The organism is Nocardia sp. N2S4-5, assembly GCF_044628355.1.
In the GTDB taxonomy this organism is placed as follows: Bacteria; Actinomycetota; Actinomycetes; order Mycobacteriales; family Mycobacteriaceae; genus Nocardia; species Nocardia wallacei_B.
The window spans coordinates 4,218,715-4,237,178 of record NZ_JBIUPM010000001.1; the positions used below are offsets into that span (position 1 = coordinate 4,218,715).

Here is an 18,464-nt window from a genome sequence, read left to right on the forward strand (position 1 = left end):
TGGGTATGAGCGCGATGTCCGTGGACGAGGCTGTGAGGGTGATCGGGGCGGGGGCGCGGGGGCCGCGGATTGCCGCGGTGTTCGATTTCGGCGGGACGGTTGTGCATGGCTTCACGCCGCCTTCGGCGGTGCGGCGGCTGCTGCGACGGCGGGATCCGCGGCAGGTTGTGGCCGCCGCATTGCTCGACAGCATCCGTGGTGCGCGGGCCGAGGGCGAGTACGAGCGCTTCCTGCAGCGGGTGATGCACGGGTGGGCCGGGCATTCCGAGGCCGAACTCGCCGAACTCGGCGAGCAGCTGTTCCGCCGGACCGTCTACGGGCACCTGTATCCGGAGGCGTGGCGGTTGATCCGCGCCCACGAGGCGGCCGGGCACACCCTGGTGCTGGCGAGCTGCCTCACCCGTTTCCAGGTCGGTCCCGCCGCCGCGGAACTCGGCATCGACAACGTGCTCTGCACGGCCATGGCCACGCAGGACGGCGTGCTCACCGGCCACGTGGACGGCAAACCGCTGTGGCGCAACGGCAAAGCGGAGCGGGTGCGGCAGTTCGCGGCCACCCACGACCTGAACCTGTCCGACAGCTACGCCTACGCCGACGCCGCCACCGATCTCCCCCTCCTGGAACTGGTGGGCCGCCCGCACGCGGTGAATCCCGACCCGCGCATGGCCCTCGAGGCGGGCGAACGAGAGTGGCCGGTGCTGAGTTTCCGCCCCCGGCGGTCCGCCCCCGTGAGCGATGTCGCCCGCACCGCAGCGGGTTTCGCGAGCCTGCTCGGAGGGGCGCTGGCCGGTGTGGCGGCCAAGGCGCCGACCCGGGAGCGGCGGGCGATGGCGGACGCCATGATCAGCCACGCCGCGGGCGCCACGCTGCGCGCGACAGGGGTGCGGGTCCGGGTCACCGGCGCCGAGCACGCTCGCGACGCCCGTCCGGCGGTGTTCATCTTCAACCACCAGAGCCAGTTCGACATGGTGGTGCTGGCCGAGGTGCTGCAATCCGGTTTCACCGGCATCGTGAAGCAGGAGATCACCCGCAATCCGGTGTTCGGGCCGCTGATGCGATTCGCGGGGGCGACCTTCATCGATCGGTCCGACAGCGCGGGGACGCGGGCGGCGCTGGCCCCCGTCGTGGAGACGCTGCGCGCCGGGCTGTCGATCGTCGTCGCGCCGGAGGGCACCCGCTCGCTGACGCCGCGGGTCGGCCCGTTCAAGAAGGGCGCGTTCCATATCGCGCGGCAGGCCGGGGTACCGATCGTGCCGCTGGTGATCCGCAATGCGGGCGAGATCGCCTGGCGCGATTCCGCGATCGTGCACAAGGGCGTCGTGGATGTGGCGGTGCTCGCGCCGATCGACGTCGGCGAGTGGGATCCCCGCGACATGGACGCCGAGGTCGAGCGGGTTCGCCGATTGTTCCTCGGCACGCTGCTCGATTGGCCCGCGCCGGAGGAGAATTCGACGGCGGTGCGTCAGACCTGACGGCCGAGCAGCAGCTTCCACGGCATCAATGCCGATTCCAGCTGCACCTTGAGGCTCATCTTGGAGGCGCCCTTGGTGCGCTCCTCGAACCGGATCGGCACCTCCGCGATGGCGATGCCCTGCTTGACCGTGCGGTAGTTCATCTCGACCTGGAACGAATAGCCGTTGCTGCGGATCGAGGCGACGTCGATGGCGCGCAGCGTGTCGGCCTGCCACGCCTTGAACCCGGCGGTGGCGTCCTTCACGCCCAGTCGCAGGATCGCGTTGACGTAGAAGTTGGCCCACGCCGACAGCGCCTTGCGGTACCACTTCCATTCCGCCGCGGTGGATCCGCCCGGGACGTAGCGCGAGCCGAGCACGACGCCGGGCCGCTCGTCCGCCGCGCCGGAGGTCAGCTTCTCCAGCATGTCCGGAATCACCTCGGCCGGGTGCGACAGGTCGGCGTCCATCTGGATGACGACGTCGGCGCCCTCGTCGAGCGCCTTGGTGATACCGGCGATGTACGCGCGGCCGAGACCGTCCTTCTCGGTGCGGTGCAGCACGCCCACCACGGCCGGCAGTTCGGCGGCCAGCTTGTCGGCGACGTCGCCGGTGCCGTCCGGCGAGTTGTCGTCGACGACCAGGATGTGCAGGTCGGCGACCGGTAGCGCGGTCAGCCGCTCCACCGCCACCGGCAGGTTCTCCCGCTCGTTGTAGGTCGGCACCACCACGGTCACCTTCACAAGTCGCCCTCCGCTCGATTCGACCCGGCTGCACACCCGCGCGAGGTGCGGGCACGATTCTGCTCAAGGAACCGTAGCCCAACACCCTGAGCCGGTACGAGTTAGCTCAGGGGAAGCGACCGACCGCCCTCAGTCGTCGTCGCGAGAGTCCGCCCGAGCATTCCGTTCCCGGACGATATCAAGCGCCCGCTCGGCCGTAGCCCGGTCCGGATAAGGCCCCATCCGGTCGGCGAACCAGCACCGCTTCCCCTGCTCGGCGCGATGGTGCTTCAGGCAGTAGTACCAGGCATCGGAGTCACCCATAACCCCAGCATCCCACCCGCCCGCCACCGAACAAGACGACGCCCCGCCAAGATCACGCCCGCAATCCCACACCCACATCGAGACCACAGCAACCAGAAACCCGAAACATAGGCAAGCAGAACCGATTACGTCGCAACAGCCGCTCCGCAACCCCACATCCCACCAACCGAGACCACTCGACCCTTAAGGTTTGCTGACTTGATCATTGATCAAGTCAGCAACCTCCCAAGCCCCCGCGCCCTAGGGATCGCCCATACGCTCACACCGTTTATGACCCGAGATCCCCCATTACTCAAAGTCATCCCACCCACCGATTAGCAAGTACCAGGCAGCGATTACTCAGAAGCGAAACCCCCGCAAAGACAGAACCCCAACCCAATTCGGATACCCCCCGAATGTAAAGAACATCGAGCCACCCACCCACCGCGACAAGACAACCCGATCACCGAAAAGAACAACACCCACCGAGGAGTCCCCGTCCCCACCCCAACCACTCCAGCCCTCTGCCGGCTCATCACTGAAAAGGGGGGTCCGGGGGGCGAAGCCCCCCGGGCTGGGGGCGTGGGGGCGCGGCCCCCACATATCACCCTCGAACATGGCGAAGGCCCTCCCTGAGCAAGGGAGGGCCTGAGAGGGTGGCCAAGGCCGGGATCGAACCGGCGACCTTCCGCTTTTCAGGCGGACGCTCGTACCAACTGAGCTACCTGGCCGGGGCACCCGTACCGAATGCCTGGACAAAGTGTGCGACCCTGACGGGACTCGAACCCGCGACCTCCGCCGTGACAGGGCGGCGCGCTAACCAACTGCGCCACAGGGCCTTGCTCTGCTCCAACGATGTTGCCACCGTACCCCCTACGGGATTCGAACCCGCGCTACCGCCTTGAAAGGGCGGCGTCCTAGGCCGCTAGACGAAGGGGGCCCGCCGGATGTCTCCGGACCGTTTTCCAACGGCTTCCGTTGGGAGCCCGCATAGCTTATGACAGCTCGCTCGCGAATCCCAAATCGGCTGGTCAGAGGCTCAGGTTGAGGTCTTCCAGCCGAGCGGACGCGCGCCAGCCGACGCGCCGGAACTCGTCGAGCCACTCGGGAGTGGCCATGGCCTCGATGATCACCTCCAACGCCTCGGTGAATCGCGAGCGCAGATCGATGCCGCCGCCGAGCAGATCGATGATGTAGCGCTGGCCGGCCAGCGCGGCGGCGAGGGTGCGGGTGAGGCGGTCCACGTCCGATTCCGGGCGCAGCTGCTTCTGGTCGACCGCGCGCACCGCGAGCAGCCGGGTGGCCCGGCCGAGGATGCGGCCGCCGCCGGCCTGGACGTCGCGATAGAACTCGGGCTCGATGATCAGGCGGAACTCGGCCTGGATGATGATGTCGTTCTCGAGCCGCAGGGCGATCTCGTCGATCATCCCGTGCAGTACGTCCAGCGCACCGAGATCCGTTCGGGTGAGCCACCTTTCGGTGGTGGCGCGGTAGCGCTCGACCGCGGAGTCCAAAACCGCGCGCGCCAGATCCTCCTTGGAGTCGAAGTGGAAGTACATGGCGCCCTTGGTGGCGCGCGACCCTTCCAATATGCGGTTGAGCGATGCCGCGGCATAACCGCTCTTCCCGAACTCAACGGCCGCGGACCTGATGATCGCCGCACGTGTCCGGCGGGCCCGCTCTTGCTGCCGTGCCATGCTCGAAACGCCTCCGAAGCTACTTGCCGCCGGTGAACTCCTCTTCGGAACAGTCCTCGGCGCGAAGGTTATGAGATTTTCAAATACTTCAACTCGGGCTACTGCCCGGTTTTCAAACTTTGGGTACGAAAAATAACGAGAAACCTGAAACGCACTGGCTGGTATAGTTCTCGACGCCCGGGTGCGCCGCAGGGGGTGCGCACCCGGGCGTTTTCTTCGTCTCGGATCTGCCTCCTGCGACGCTGTCTCCAGGGCATCGCGATCGGCCTGACCGATCGCGACATCTTCGGGCACATCAACCATAGGCGGAATCCCGTCCCGCCGGGGCACTCCCGGTTCTTCCGGAATTCACCGAGCGGTCACCGTACCCCGATACTCAGACCACTGTAAGGCGTACCGGCAAGTCAGTTCGCCGAATCGCGTTTCTCGGTCGCTGGCAAATACACCGCAACCGGTTGGGCGATTGGTTCCTTTCGCGAATTCGGCCGCGCGCCAGCGCCGTTCACCGCCCACTACGCCCCGCCCGGACGAACCGCCACCGGACGAACACACCCACACCCGGACCCCTCGTCCCCCCGCACGAACCACCGACACTCTTACCTCCGCTACCAATTGCGTTGCCACGCACCACGATTGGTTGATGTTTCCATACTTCTGCTCTCAAACAAATTGGAAACCAAGGTGTTTGCCCGCCGTCGGAGCGCGGCGCCGGTCAGCCGCGGCCGGGCGAGCACCGTCTCGGGCGTATCGTCCGGCGGCCTCGAGATGTATCAGTTCGATCGCCGCCACGCGAGAAATACTCGAGGCGGCCGGTGCCGGCGACCCGTCGCCGACTCTTCTCACTCGCGGGAACCCGTGGTTCCGCCGCCCGGTCACCACCGCCCGCCAAGCCACATCCGAAGACGCCCCGAATACCCCACGCCGACAGCGCAACCGGCGAGCCCACTCACCACATGCCCACCGACCAGGCCGAATACCCGCCACACGCCGAACCGCCGGATACCGGTTACCGCTCGCAGACCGGTCCTATTAGACTTGCCACCCGCGCCCCTATAGCTCAGTTGGTAGAGCTACGGACTTTTAATCCGCAGGTCCCAGGTTCGAGCCCTGGTGGGGGCACCTTTCGGCGGGCCGGAGCCACAGCGCTCCGGCCCGCCGTCGCACTTGCGCCGCCGCCGTGCCGGTCGGGGCCAACGCAAACCCTCCACAGCCTCGCGGTGGGTGATTTCCGGCGGCGGAGCTAACATCTCGCTCGTGGCGGCGATAGTCAGCAGGGCATGGTTTGTGCGCCTACACTCGGAAGCGTTGTACCCGCCCCGACGTCGTCATATGAGTTCGGTCACGGACACTGTGAAGTCACCCAGATGCGTTTCGTATCACACCTACGGTGCCGTAAGGTATGGGCCGCGGCGGCAAGGCCAAGGGGGGCTGACGAGCAAGAGAGAACGACACACCGAAGGGTATGTATATGGCAAGGGATCTGACTCAACTCGAACTACTGACAGAGTTGGAGCCGGTTGCCGAGCAGAACGTCAACCGCCACCTGTCGATGGCCAAGGAATGGCATCCGCACGACTACGTGCCATGGGACGACGGTCGCAACTTCGCCGCGATGGGGGGCGTGGATTGGGACCCGTCGCAGTCGAGGCTCGGTGAGGTCGCCAAGGCGGCGATGATCACGAACCTGCTCACCGAGGACAACCTGCCCTCCTACCACCGAGAGATCGCCGAGAACTTCTCTCAGGACGGCGCCTGGGGCACCTGGGTCGGTCGCTGGACCGCCGAGGAGAACCGCCACGGCATCGTCATGCGGGACTATCTGGTCGTCACCCGCGGCGTGGATCCGGTCGCGCTCGAAGAGGCCCGGATGATCCACATGACCAACGGTTTCGCCTCGCCCGCCGAGGCCGACGCCGGATTCCTGCACTCGGTCGCCTATGTGACCTTCCAGGAGCTGGCCACCCGGGTCAGCCACCGCAACACCGGCAAGGTCTGCGACGACCCCATCGCCGACCGCATGCTGCAGCGCGTCGCCGCCGACGAGAACCTGCACATGATCTTCTACCGCAACATGTGCGGCGCCGCCCTGGACCTGTCGCCCGACCAGGCGCTGGACGCGATCACGCTGATCCTGGAGAACTTCCAGATGCCCGGCGCGGGCATGCCGAACTTCCGCCGCAACGGCGTGCTGATGGCCAAGCACGGCATCTACGACCTGCGACAGCACCTCGAAGAGGTGGTGCAGCCGGTGCTCAAGAAGTGGAAGATCTTCGAGCGCAGCGACTTCACCGCCCGCGGCGAGCAAACCCGCGAGCGCCTGGGCCTGTTCCTGGAGAAGCTGGCCGGCGACGTCGTGAAGTTCGAGGAGCAGCGCGACCGCATGCTGGCCCGCGAGGCCGCCAAGCGCGACCGCCAGCTGGCCGCCAGCTCGGTCGGCTGAGAACTATCTGATCCGGAACCGCCCCCGAGCGTCGCTTCGCGGCCTCCGGGGCGGTTTCTCGTTCCGCGGCCGTGTCCGGTGCGTCACCCGATGCCCGGGCGCGCGTTCCGCGCGGGGAGAATGAGCACCATGCAGTCCGTCCTCCAGAGCAAGGCACACGTGCGTATCGGCCCCTACCCGGTCGATCCGCCCGTCGTGCTCGCCCCGATGGCGGGTATCACCAATCTGGCGTTCCGGCGGCTGTGCCGCGAATTCGGCAGTCCTACCTCGCTGTACGTCTGCGAGATGATCACCGCGCGGGCCATCGTCGAACGCGATCCGAAGACGATGCACATGATGTCGTTCGGGGAGGGCGAGTTCCCGCGGTCGATGCAGTTGTACGGCGTCGATCCCGCCACGATGGCCGAGGCCGTGAAGATCATCATCGGGGAGAACCTCGCCGACCACATCGATACCAACTACGGCTGCCCGGTGCCCAAGGTGACCCGGCTCGGCGGCGGCTCCGCGCTGCCGTACAAGCGCCGGCTGTTCGGGCAGATCGTGCGGAGCATGGTGGCCGCCGCCGAGCCCGCGGGCGTCCCGGTCACGGTGAAGTTCCGCATCGGCATCGATGACGACCACATCACCTACCTCGACGCCGGGCGCATTGCCGAGGCCGAGGGCGCCGCGGCCGTCGCGCTGCACGCCCGCACCGCGGCCCAGCGTTACTCCGGCAGCGCCGATTGGTCGGCCATCGCGCGCCTCAAGGAGGCCGTCACCACGATCCCCGTGCTCGGCAACGGCGACATCTTCAGCGCCGACGACGCGCTCCGGATGATGGCCGAGACCGGCTGCGACGGCGTCGTCGTCGGCCGCGGTTGCCTGGGCCGCCCATGGCTCTTCGCCGAACTGCAGGCGGCCATGCGCGGCGAACCGATCCCCGCCGGACCGACCCTCGGCCGAGTCGGCGAAATCCTCTACCGGCACGCCACCCTCCTGGCCGACCACGACGGCGAGGACAAGGGCCTGCGCGACCTGCGCAAGCACATGGCCTGGTATCTGATGGGCTTCCCGGTCGGTGCCGAACTCCGCCGCCGCTTCGCCACGGTCTCCACCCTCACCGAACTCCAGGACCTCATCGCCGCCCTCGACCCCGCCGCCCCCTTCCCGAAGGACGCCGAGGGCCCCCGCGGCCGCCAAGGCTCCCCCGGCAAAGTAAGCCTCCCCCACGGCTGGCTGGACGACCCCGAGGACGCCGCCGTCCCCACCGCCGCCGACGTCATGCACAGCGGCGGCTGACCTGCACTGTTCCACCTTCAAGTGGCTGATCGTGGCTGAATCGTTATCATGTCCCGAGACCGGTGATGCTGTGCGCCTCCGAGCGGTTCACCCAACCTTGGGTAAACACATCAAGGTCCGGTCGGAGACGATGAGCAAAGCGAGGTTCCTTGGTGGGTGACGACGAGCGGCACGGGCGTGGGTCCGGGCCCGGCGGTCGAGCCCCGTGGGAGCGCTATCGTGCCCCGGAATCGGGTGACGACGAACCCTCCCCACGCCGCAGCCGGCACACCGACGACGGTGCCGATCCGATCACCGTGCACGATCTGGTGAAGCGGGTCGACAACGAACGCGGCGGCCGCCGCCGACGCCGCGCGGACGCCCCGCCGACCGGCGCACGCCCCGCGGCCGCACAACCACCCGCCGGAACCCTCTCCGGCACACGGCAACCCGCCGCGCGGCAGCCGGGTAACCAACCACCCGCCGCCCCGCCAACCGGCGCGAGGCCCTCGGCCGCACAGCCACCCGCCCCGCCTACCGGCGCAAGGCGCTCGGCAGCACCGCCACCCACCGGAACACCATCGGGCACACGGCAACCCACCGGCGGGCGGCAGCCGGGTAACCAACCGCCCGCTGCCCCACCTACCGGCGCGAGACCGTCGGCCGCGCAACCGCCGGATGCGCGTCAGGCGCCTGCGCACAATCCGGGCGCACGACAATCGGACGCACAAGCCACAGGTGCGGGACCGCCGGCGGCACAGCCAGGGAGCGGGCGTCAATCCGCACAGGCGAGAGGCGGGGGTCAATCCGCCGCGCAGACGGGCGGGCGTCAATCCGCCGGGCAGGCGCCGGATGGGCGACAGGCCGCCGGACCAGCACCGGGCGGGAGGCAGCCCACTGGGCGTCGTCGTCGCGCGGAGGACCAAGCGGCGCAGGCTGATTCGGTGTCACGCGGGATCGGGGCGGACGATCGGCCCACCGATACCGTTGCCCCGCCACCGGCCGCGGCGCTAGGGCCCGTCGCGGCGTCCTTCCGCGCACCGGCTGGAGGCTCGGGGGCCGACGCGGGCGCGTCCGCCGCGCGCAACGGCCGACAGTCGACCGAGCAGGTGACCGATAAGCTCCCCGTGCCCGAGGCGGAGGTCCCGGAACCCGAGACCGAGCGGGGTACTTCGGCCGCGCGGCCGAAGACCGTGGGCTCGCCGACTCTGTCCCGGCTGGCCCAGAACAAGCAGCGGCAGCGGCAACGGCTGCAGTTGATCGCCCGCGGCAGCACCGCCTTCGTCGCTGTGCTCGCGCTGGTGGTGACGGGGGTGGGCTGGAATTACCTGCGCGCCACCGACAACGGCTTCCAGCAGGTGTCGGCGCTGGACGAGAAGTCCGACGACATCGTCGACCCGGGTGGTCAGCTCGGCGACGAGAATTTCCTCATCGTGGGCACCGACACCCGCGCCGGCGTGGACGGCAATATCGGCGCCGGCACCACCGAGGACGCCGAGGGCGCGCGCGCCGACACGGTCATGCTCGTGCACATTCCCGAGAACCGGCAGCGCGTCGTCGCCGTGTCGTTCCCCCGCGACCTCGATGTGACCCGGCCCGTCTGCGAGGGCTGGGACAACGAGAAGGCGCGCTACAACGAGGCATCGTTCCCGCAGGCCGCCGGCGACAAGCTGAACGCGACCTACGCCCTCGGCGGCCCGAAATGCCTGACCAAGGTCATCCAGAAACTGGTCGGCCTGCGCATCGGCCACTTCATCGGCATCGATTTCAACGGCTTCTCCTCGATGGTCGACACCATCGGCGGCGTCGAGGTGTGCACGAAGAAGCCCTTGGTCGACGACGAACTCGGCACCATCCTGCCCAATCCGGGGCGGCAGGTGCTCAACGGCCCGACCGCGCTGGACTATGTGCGGGCCCGGCACGTCTACGGCGAGGAACGCAGCGACTACGACCGCATTCACCGCCAGCAGCTGTTCCTGTCGTCGTTGCTGCGCGGGGCGCTGTCCAGCAAGGTGCTCTTCGACATCGGCAAGCTGAACGGCTTCATCAACGCCTTCTCCGGCAGCGCCTTCATGGACGCCGTCAGCACCAAGGACCTGTTGATGCTGGGCCGTTCGCTGCAGAAGGTCGACGCCGGTGCGATCACCTTCCTGACCGTGCCCACCGCGGGAACGACCTCCTACGGCAACGAGATTCCGCGCGAGTCCGACATCAAGGAGATCTTCCGCGCGATCATCGACGACCAGCCGCTGCCGGGCGAGAAGAAGGCGCCCGAGCCGACCCCGGGCAAACCCACCCCGCCCGCGGCGGCATCGAAGGCGCTGACCGCGGTCGACCCCAGCACGGTGTCGGTGCAGGTGTCCAACGGCTCTGGCACCCCGGGCATCGCGAACACCTCGGCGACCAAGCTGTCCAGTCAGGGGTTCCAGATCTACAACGTCGGCAACTACTCCGGCGGCACCATCTCGACCACGAAGGTGCGCTACTCGTCCGGTCTCGAGGCCGAGGCCGCCACGGTCGCGTCCGCGATCCCGGGCGCCACGATCGAGTCCACTTCGGGACTGGGCAGCATCGTGGAGGTGGCGCTGGGCTCGGACTACACCGGCACGGTGCACGCGCCCACGGCGTTCGGCAGCACGCTGCCGGAGGTGCCGACCTCCTCGGCGAGTTCCTCCGACGAGACGCCCGCCGCACTGCCCTCGGACCTCGAGCACGTCAACGCCGCCGACGACAACTGCAAGTGAGTGCCCGTCGACCAGCGAAGATCCGCTAGCTCCGGGCAACACCATGGGTTCACCCGCCGTTCGTGACTTGGTCAGCGCTGGGAACTAGTGTTTGGTTTCATGCGTGTCATCTACAACGAACAAATGGCCGATCTCGCCAACATGCTGGGCGAGATGGCCGGCCTCGCGGGCTCCGCGATGGACCGGGCGACGCAGTCGCTGCTGCAGGCCGATCTCACGCTGGCCGAACAGGTGATCAGCGAGCACGATCAGATCGCCGAGATGATCACGCAGGCCGAGGAGAAGGCGTTCGCGCTGCTGGCGTTGCAGGCCCCGGTCGCGGGTGATCTCCGCCAGGTGGTCAGCGCGATCCAGATCGTGTCGGACGTGAACCGGATGGGCGCGCTGGCACTGCACGTCGCCAAGGTCGCCCGGCGCCGGCATCCGAATCACGCGCTACCCGAGGCCGTCAACGGCTACTTCGCCGAGATGGGCCGGATCGCGGTGAACATGGGCAAGGCGGCCCAGGAGGTCCTCGAGACGCGCGACCCCGAGCGGGCCGCGCAGCTCAACCAGGACGACGAGGCGATGGACGACCTGCACCGCCACCTGTTCACCCTGCTGATGGACCGGGAGTGGAAGTACGGCGTCGCCCCCGCCGTCGATGTCACCCTCCTGGGCCGCTACTACGAGCGCTTCGCCGACCACGCCGTCGAGATCGGCCGCCGAGTCGTGTTCCTGGTGACGGGCGTGCTTCCGTCCGACGAGGACGCGGAGGTCGAGCAGATCTAGTCCCGCTTGCGCCAGGCGAGCAGGGGCGACTCGGTGCGCTCCGGCTTCCACGGCAGCAGCGCGGCCACCGCGACGGCGCAGACCAGCAGCGCGCCGACCGCGAGGTACGACGCCGCCTGCGCGCCCTCGAGCGCGGCCACCTTCATGGCGTGGACCAGATCGGTCTTCGCACCGGCGAAGAACGGGCTGATCGGCGCCTTGACGACCTCGAGCACGCTGATCGGGGTGTCGCGGGCGATGCTCTTCTGATCCGGATTCATGATCCCCGCCGGGATGGCGTCGATGCGCGCGCCGACATGTGCGGTGTACGTGGAGGTCATGATCGAGCCGAGCACCGCCACCCCGAGCGTCCCGCCCACCTCGCGCGTGGTGTCGTTGACCGCCGAGCCCGCACCGGCCTCGTGCTCGGGAACCGCACCCATGATCGACGCGGTGGCCGGCCCCTGCACGACCCCGAAACCGACGCCCATCAGGACCATCGACACCAGAACCGTTCCGACATAAGGCGTTTCGACCGTCACCTGCCCCGCCAGATACATACCGACGGCGAGCAGCAGCAACCCCGACAGCACGGTCGCGGTGGTGCCGAGCCGCTGCGCCACCAGCGTCGCGACCGGCGCGCCCACCCCCACCGCCGCGGCGAACGGCAGCGAGTGAATGCCGAACTCCAGCGCGCTGAATTCCTTGACGCCCTGGAAGTACTGGGTGATCAGAAACAGAAAGCCGAAGGCGCAGAAGTAGGACACGGTGATGGCCAGCGCGGGCACCGAGAAGCGCCGGATCCGGAACAGCCGCACATCGAGCACCGGAGCATCCACCCGTAGTTCCCAGGCGACGTACCCCACGAGCAGCGCGGCCGCGATCACATAGCCGGTCACGCTGCGCCCCGCCAGCCAGCCATGTTTCGGCGCCTCGATAATCGTCCAGACCAATGCCGTCACCGCCACCAGCGACAGCAGGATGCCCACGACATCCAGTCGTCCCGCGCGCTCGGCCCGCGACTCCGGCACCAACAGCAGCACGGCCACGATGGCGATCAGCGCGATTGGCACATTGATCCAGAAGACCGAATGCCAGCTGAAGTACTCCAGCAGCCACCCGCCCGTCACCGGCCCGATGGCCACCGCGACACCCGCCATCGCCGTCCACAACGCGATAGCCCCCGCCCGCAGCCGAGCCTCCGGAAACAGATTGATGATCAACGCCAGCGTCGCCGGAAACACCGCCGCCGCAAAGACTCCCATCCCCGCCCGAGCAGCGATCACCTGCCCGAGCGACCCGGCCAGTGCCCCCGCCGCAGACATCACCGCAACTCCCCCGAGCCCGACCACCATCACCCGCCGCCGCCCGAACCGATCCCCCAAATGCCCCAACGCCAACAGCAACCCCGCGAACGCCAAGGTGAAAGCATCCACAACCCACTGCAACCCACTCATCCGAGCCTGCAGCTGCACCGCCATAGAAGGCAACGCCACATTCACCAATGTGTTGTCCAACACCACAAGCAGTTCCGCAAGACAAATAGCACCCAGCGCAAACCCCCGCCCCCGCACAGCAGGCGCCACCCAACCCCGCCCCCGAACCGTCGATACCGCCATACCAAGCCTCCCATTCCCATCGCTATAACGATCGGTGTAGTCAGCCCGAACAGTATCCGTTACCAGAAGTTGCAGACAACCGCCCACGGTATGAGTCAGCCAGCCAACAACAACCCCCCAATAGTGACCCAAGCCACAACCGGTACACCCCAAAAAAGGCGCCCCGCCTACCCAGACCGGGACGCCAACGCACCGAAGCACTCAAACAAGAAAGGTTTTCGGCGCGTCTCGGTTTTCGGGTGCCGCTGCAAAGCGACGAAGGAGCCAGCAGCGGCACCCGAAAACCGAGACCAAGGGCGCCGAAAACCCGCCGAAGCGAAGCGAAGGCCAAAAATACAGACCAAACTAAACTCGTAAACTACCCGAACCGCCCCGAAATATAATCCTCCGTCTCCTTCCGAGAAGGATTAGAGAAAATCCGCTCCGTCTCATCGATCTCGATCAACTTCCCCGGCTTCCCCTGAGCCTCCAAATTGAAAAACGCAGTCTGATCACTAACCCGAGCCGCCTGCTGCATATTATGCGTAACAATCACAATAGTAAATTCCTTCTTCAACTCCGCAATCAAATCCTCGATAGCCAGAGTAGAAATAGGATCCAACGCAGAACAAGGCTCGTCCATCAACAACACATCAGGCGAAACCGCGATAGCCCGAGCAATACACAACCGCTGCTGCTGACCACCCGAGAGCCCCCCACCCGGCTTGTCGAGCCGATCCTTCACTTCGTTCCACAGATTGGCCCCCTTGAGCGACCGCTCCGCGACCTCGTCCAACTCCTTCTTGTTGCGCACCCCCTGCAGCTTCAACCCCGCCACCACATTGTCCCGAATGGACATGGTGGGGAACGGGTTCGGCCGCTGGAACACCATCCCGATGGTCCGCCGCACCCCCACCGGATCGATCTGCGACCCGTAGATGTCCTCCCCGTCGAGCAGCACCGCGCCCTCGACGCGGGCGTTCGGCGTCACCTCGTGCATGCGGTTGAGCGAGCGCAGCACCGTGGACTTGCCGCAACCCGACGGACCGATGAAGGCGGTGACACTGCGCGGCAGCACGGTGAGCTGCACGTCGGCGACGGCATGGAATTTGCCGTAGTAGATGTTGAGATCTTTGACGTCGATCCGCTTGGCCATGTCGAATGTTCCGTTCGCTTCTATCGGTTCCGGGTGAGCAGCTTGTTGAGGACCGCGGCCCCGAGATACAGCAGCGCGATGATCAAAATCAGCGTCAGGGCCGCGCCCCACACCCGCCACCGGCCGGCCGGTTCCGGGTTGGCCAGCTCCTGGTATATCAGCAGCGGCAGCGACGCCATGTTCCCGTCGAAAAGGTTGGTATTGATGGACTTCGAGTAGCCGACCAATACCAGTACGGGCGCGGTCTCGCCCATGACTCGCGCCACCGCCAGCAGCATGCCGCTGATCATGCCCGGCAGCGCGGTCGGCACCACGATCCGAAGAATGGTCTTCCATTTCGGTATCCCCAGGGCGTAGGACGCCTCGCGCAACTCGTCGGGCACGAGCTTGAGCATTTCCTCGGTGCTGCGGACCACGACCGGCAGCATCAACAGCACCAGTGCCAGCGCGACCGCGAGGGCGCTCTGCGGTGCGCCGAGGGTGGCGATCCAGAGCGCGAAGACGAACAGGGCGGCGACGATCGAAGGCACGCCGGCCAGGATGTCGACCATGAAGGTGGTGGTCCGGGCGAGCCAGCCGCGGCCGTATTCGACCAGGTAGATGGCGGCCATGATGCCCAGCGGCACCGCGATCACGGCGGCCACGGCGGACTGCACGATGGTGCCGTAGATGGCGTGGTAGACACCGCCCGCGTACTGATCGGGCAGTACGCCCTTCTGCGACTTGCCCCACCAGCCGCTGCTCACGACGGCGTCGAAGCCCTTGCTGAGCACCAGGATCAGCACCCAGCACAGCGGCACCAGCGCGATCGCGAAGCACAGCCACATCACCGCGGTGGCGGCCTGGTTGCGGATCCGGCGGCTCAGGCTGATGGTCCGGAACGCGGGCGCCTTGATCGGGCGGTCGAGAGTGGTTGTGGCCATTACCCGTTCACCTTCCCGCCGGCCGCGATCCGCGCCAGCGCGTTGACGACGAAGGTCAGCGCGAACAGCACGAAGCCGGCGGCAATGTAGGCGCCGGTGGGCAACGCCTGACTGAATTCGGAAGCGGCCGAGGCGATCTTGGAGGCGAAGGTGTAGCCGCCGTCGAACAGCGACCAGTGCCCCGCCGACGCCGCGGTGCGCAGCACCACCAGCACCGCGATGGTCTCGCCGAGCGCGCGGCCGAGGCCGAGCATGGACCCGGCGATCACGCCGCTGCGGCCGTAGGGCAGCACGGTCATCCGCACCACTTCCCACTTGGTGGCGCCGAGCGCCTGCGCGGCCTCGATGTGCGCGCGCGGCGTCAGGTTGAACACCTCGCGGCTGACCGAGGTGATGATCGGCAGGATCATCACCGCGAGCACCACACCGGCGGTGAAGATGGTGCCGCCGCCGCTGATCGAGACGTTGCCGTCCTTGAACAGGAAGAACCAGCCGAGGTTGTCGTTCAGGAATTCCTCGAACGGCGCCAGCTGCTGGGCCAGCACCAGGAAGCCCCAGAGACCGAACACGATCGAAGGCACCGCGGCCAGCAGATCGACGATGATGGCGAACGGCCGGGCCAGCACCTTCGGCGCGTACTGGGTCAGGAACAGTGCGATCCCGACGCCCAGCGGCACCGCGATCACCAGTGCCAGCAGCGAACTCAGCACCGTGACCATGAACAGGTCCCGGATGCCGAAGTGCATGTTGTCGGCGTTACCGACGTTGAAATCCGCACTGGTGAAGAAGTTGGCCTTGTTCGCCGCCACCGACGGCACCGCCCGGATCAACAGGAACAGCGCGATGAGCGCGATCGCCGCGACGATGGTCGCGCCGGCGGCGGTGGCCAGCGAGCGGAAGATCATTTCCGCCCGGGCGCTGTGCGCCACGCGGCCGCGTTGCGCCGGTTCGGTGCTGGGTTCGCTGGACATAGGGGGAGTATCTCCACCCGCCCGCGGACCGGTCGAATCCGATCGGTCCGCGGCGGTGACTTCGTCGTGCACGGTCATGGGGTTCTGCGCAATCAGGAGATGGCGTCGATAGCGGTGGTCAGCTTGGCCTTGAACGCGTCCGGGATCGGCACGTAGCCGGACTCGTCGAGGCCGTTCTGGCCGTTGTTGATCGCCGAGGTCAGGAACGCCTTGACCGCCTTGGCGGTGTCGGTGTCGCTGTACTTCGAGCACACGATCTCATAGGTCGGCAGGATGATCGGGTACGCGGCCGGGTCGTTCGGCTTGTAGAACGAACTGGTGTCGATGACCAGGTCGTTGCCCTGTCCGACGATCTTGGCCGACGCGATCGCGGCGGCGGCGGACTGCGCGTTCAGCTCCACCGGCTTGACCGAGGGGCTGGTCAGGATGCGCGCCACCGACAGGTTCTGCGACCGGGCGAACGACCACTCGTTGTAGGTGATGGAGTTCTTGGTTTTCGTGATCGCGCCCGAGGTGCCCTCGTTGCCCTTGGCGCCCTCGCCGACACCGCCGGCGAAGCCCTTGCCCGCGCCCTTGCCCCAGGCGCCCTCGGAAGCGGCGTCCAGGTACTTCTGGAAGTTGTCGGTGGTACCCGACTCGTCGCTGCGGAAGATCACGTGGATGTCCTGATCCGGCAGCTTGCTCGCGTTCGCGGTGTTCAGCTTCTGGATCGCGACGTCGTTCCACTTGGTGATCTGGCCGTTGAAGATCTTGGCCGCGGTCGGGCCGTCCAGTACCAGGTCGTTGACGCCGTCGATGTTGTAGGTGACGGCGATCGGGCCGAAGACGGTGGGCAGGTCCCACGCCGGGGCGCCGCAGCGGGCGGCGGCCTTGTTCGGCTCGTCCTTCTTCGCGTCCAGCGGGGAATCCGAACCGCCGAAATCGGTCTGGCCGCCGATGAACTCGTTCACGCCGGCGCCGGAGCCGCTGGACGTGTAGTCGAGCGTGTGGCCGTCGCAGTTGGCCTCGTAGGCGGCGACGAAACGGTCCATGGCGTTCTTCTGCGCCGAGGAACCGCTGGCCTTGAGCGCCTTCTTGCCGCCACAGTCGACCTTGACGGTCGAGGCGGCGCCGGTCTCGCTCGTGTTGTCGTCACTGCCACAGGCCGTCAGGGTCAACGCACCTGCCGCGGCCAGCACACCGAGCAGAGCGCTGCTGCGCTTGAGATTCACCTATGTCCTCCGGGAATCGCTTAGTACACGCCCGGTCCCTCAACAACCGGACGGGTGCCGTGTGGTGGCCGTTCGCACCGAACTCGCGCACCAGGCAGTGAATGCTGCCCATAAGTAACCTAGGTTCGGCCGGTTGACAGTTGGACCTGGGCAAGTGAACGCGGAGTGAACAACCCGGCGCGATTGCGCGATACCGCTGTGACATTTGCCGCAGTGTTACTGAGGTCGTCTCCCGGCGGCGGTCACCGCGCGGCGTAGGCGGCGTCGACGTGAGCGGTCTCGAAGCCCAGCCGGGTGTAGGTGTGCACTGCCGCGGTGTTGTCCGCCTCGGTGTAGAGCAACACCTCGTCCAGCCCGCGCTCGCGCAGGTAGTGCAGCCCGGCCAGCGTGAGCAACCGGCCCAGCCCGCGGCCCTGGGCAGCCGGGTCGACGGCGACCACGTACACCTCGCCCACCGACGGCTGATCGGCCGTCTCGGGATGCACCTTGGTCCAGTGAAAGCCCAGCATCCGCCCGGGATCGGCCGGGTCGACCGCGATGAACAGGCCCTTCGGATCGAACCACGACGAGTCGCGCCGGACGGCGATATCGTCCTCGGACCACCCGCCCTGTTCGGGGTGCCAGTCGAACGCGGCGTTGTTCACCCGGAGCAGCTCGGCGTCGTCCGCGGGGCCCGCGTAGGTGCGCAGGAGAATATTCGGGGAGGCCACGAGTTCCGGTAGCTCCGGAGTTGCCAGCGGACGGCGCATTTGCCACAGTTCGCGGGCGACGGTCAGCCCGAGCCGTCCCGCCACGGCACGCGCCGACGCCAGATTTCCGTGCGCCCACACCCGGGCGCCGGAGCCCCCGGCGGCCAGTGCGGTCGAGACCAGGGTGGCGCCGATGCCGCGGCCTCGCTGCCGCGGATCCACCACCGCCTCGGCCATCGCCGGGTGTTCGCCATGGGCGGGAACGAGATTGGCGTAGCCGAGCACCTCGCCGTCCCGGGCGGCCAGCAGATGCCGGGCCGAGGACGTGGCGGTCAGCGACAGCACGGCCTGTTCGGAGACGGGCTCGACCCCGTCGGCGGCGGCCGCCCGCTCCAGCACCTCCCGGATCCGCGCCGCGGTGTCGGGCGCGACCCGGTCGGTCCAGCCCGTCACCACCTGATCGGAATCCGGCTCGCCGCGATCAGCCACGCGACGCCTCCTGCCTGTCGACTGCGACGTACATGATCATCGTCGGCCGTCACGCTACCCGGC

General features: G+C 67.4%; 14 protein-coding genes and 4 tRNA genes. 6 read left to right on the top strand and 12 right to left on the bottom strand.

The window, feature by feature from the left end; genetic code table 11:
• The first annotated feature begins 5 nt into the window (after positions 1-5).
• Positions 6-1,472 carry an HAD-IB family hydrolase gene (locus tag ACFMRZ_RS19190; RefSeq protein ID WP_400180223.1) on the top strand — a complete coding sequence of 489 codons (1,467 nt, stop codon included), beginning with the start codon at positions 6-8 and terminating at the stop codon, positions 1,470-1,472.
• On the opposite strand, the gene ACFMRZ_RS19195 is transcribed toward ACFMRZ_RS19190, so the two are convergent.
• The 6 genes from ACFMRZ_RS19195 to ACFMRZ_RS19220 form a co-directional block, all read right to left on the bottom strand.
• Entirely contained in the window at positions 1,463-2,176 is a 714-nt protein-coding gene (locus tag ACFMRZ_RS19195) for a polyprenol monophosphomannose synthase (RefSeq protein WP_280271443.1), read from the bottom strand. The genes ACFMRZ_RS19190 and ACFMRZ_RS19195 overlap by 10 nt on opposite strands.
• Positions 2,177-2,323: 147 nt before the next feature.
• Entirely contained in the window at positions 2,324-2,497 is a 174-nt protein-coding gene (locus ACFMRZ_RS19200) for a hypothetical protein (protein ID WP_280271437.1), read from the bottom strand.
• Positions 2,498-3,133: 636 nt separating this feature from the next.
• Positions 3,134-3,207: transfer RNA gene (locus ACFMRZ_RS19205), tRNA-Phe, on the bottom strand.
• Between the two features lie 34 nt (positions 3,208-3,241).
• Positions 3,242-3,315, bottom strand: a tRNA-Asp gene (locus tag ACFMRZ_RS19210).
• Positions 3,316-3,343: 28 nt separating this feature from the next.
• A tRNA-Glu gene (locus tag ACFMRZ_RS19215) sits at positions 3,344-3,416 on the bottom strand.
• 91 nt (positions 3,417-3,507) lie between these two features.
• Positions 3,508-4,173, bottom strand: a complete 666-nt coding sequence (locus ACFMRZ_RS19220) for a TetR/AcrR family transcriptional regulator (RefSeq protein WP_280272217.1) — start codon at positions 4,171-4,173, stop codon at positions 3,508-3,510.
• Between the two features lie 1,046 nt (positions 4,174-5,219).
• Here ACFMRZ_RS19220 and ACFMRZ_RS19225 point away from each other — a divergent pair.
• The 5 genes from ACFMRZ_RS19225 to phoU all read left to right on the top strand — a co-directional run bounded on the left by ACFMRZ_RS19225 (position 5,220) and on the right by phoU (position 11,385).
• Positions 5,220-5,292 (top strand) — tRNA-Lys (locus ACFMRZ_RS19225).
• Positions 5,293-5,641: 349 nt separating this feature from the next.
• Positions 5,642-6,613 carry an acyl-ACP desaturase gene (locus ACFMRZ_RS19230; RefSeq protein ID WP_280272218.1) on the top strand — a complete coding sequence of 324 codons (972 nt, stop codon included), beginning with the start codon at positions 5,642-5,644 and terminating at the stop codon, positions 6,611-6,613.
• Between the two features lie 129 nt (positions 6,614-6,742).
• Positions 6,743-7,891, top strand: a complete 1,149-nt coding sequence (dusB, locus tag ACFMRZ_RS19235) for a tRNA dihydrouridine synthase DusB (protein WP_280272219.1) — start codon at positions 6,743-6,745, stop codon at positions 7,889-7,891.
• 923 nt (positions 7,892-8,814) lie between these two features.
• Positions 8,815-10,614, top strand: a complete 1,800-nt coding sequence (locus ACFMRZ_RS19240) for an LCP family protein (protein ID WP_400180224.1) — start codon at positions 8,815-8,817, stop codon at positions 10,612-10,614.
• A 99-nt stretch (positions 10,615-10,713) separates the two neighbouring features.
• The gene (gene phoU / locus ACFMRZ_RS19245; RefSeq protein ID WP_280272221.1) at positions 10,714-11,385 is read left to right on the top strand and encodes a phosphate signaling complex protein PhoU; all 672 of its coding nucleotides are present in this window, start codon (positions 10,714-10,716) and stop codon (positions 11,383-11,385) included.
• Here the strand turns inward: phoU and ACFMRZ_RS19250 are convergent.
• From ACFMRZ_RS19250 to mshD, 6 genes are all read right to left on the bottom strand, one after another.
• Positions 11,382-12,983 (bottom strand): DHA2 family efflux MFS transporter permease subunit, encoded by a 1,602-nt coding sequence (locus tag ACFMRZ_RS19250; RefSeq protein WP_400182908.1) that lies wholly within the window; start codon positions 12,981-12,983, stop codon positions 11,382-11,384. The two genes, phoU and ACFMRZ_RS19250, sit on opposite strands and share 4 nt — an antisense overlap.
• Before the next feature lie 358 nt (positions 12,984-13,341).
• The gene (gene pstB, locus ACFMRZ_RS19255) at positions 13,342-14,118 is read right to left on the bottom strand and encodes a phosphate ABC transporter ATP-binding protein PstB (protein WP_280275524.1); all 777 of its coding nucleotides are present in this window, start codon (positions 14,116-14,118) and stop codon (positions 13,342-13,344) included.
• Positions 14,119-14,138: 20 nt separating this feature from the next.
• Positions 14,139-15,041, bottom strand: a complete 903-nt coding sequence (gene pstA, locus ACFMRZ_RS19260) for a phosphate ABC transporter permease PstA (protein WP_280275523.1) — start codon at positions 15,039-15,041, stop codon at positions 14,139-14,141.
• Positions 15,041-15,946, bottom strand: coding sequence for a phosphate ABC transporter permease subunit PstC (pstC, locus tag ACFMRZ_RS19265; RefSeq protein ID WP_280275526.1), 906 nt, complete (start codon positions 15,944-15,946; stop codon positions 15,041-15,043). The genes pstA and pstC overlap by 1 nt, the downstream gene beginning before the upstream one ends.
• Before the next feature lie 158 nt (positions 15,947-16,104).
• The gene (pstS, locus tag ACFMRZ_RS19270; RefSeq protein WP_400180225.1) at positions 16,105-17,223 is read right to left on the bottom strand and encodes a phosphate ABC transporter substrate-binding protein PstS; all 1,119 of its coding nucleotides are present in this window, start codon (positions 17,221-17,223) and stop codon (positions 16,105-16,107) included.
• Positions 17,224-17,465: 242 nt separating this feature from the next.
• Positions 17,466-18,401 carry a mycothiol synthase gene (mshD, locus tag ACFMRZ_RS19275; RefSeq protein ID WP_400180226.1) on the bottom strand — a complete coding sequence of 312 codons (936 nt, stop codon included), beginning with the start codon at positions 18,399-18,401 and terminating at the stop codon, positions 17,466-17,468.
• Between the last annotated feature and the right edge of the window lie 63 nt (positions 18,402-18,464).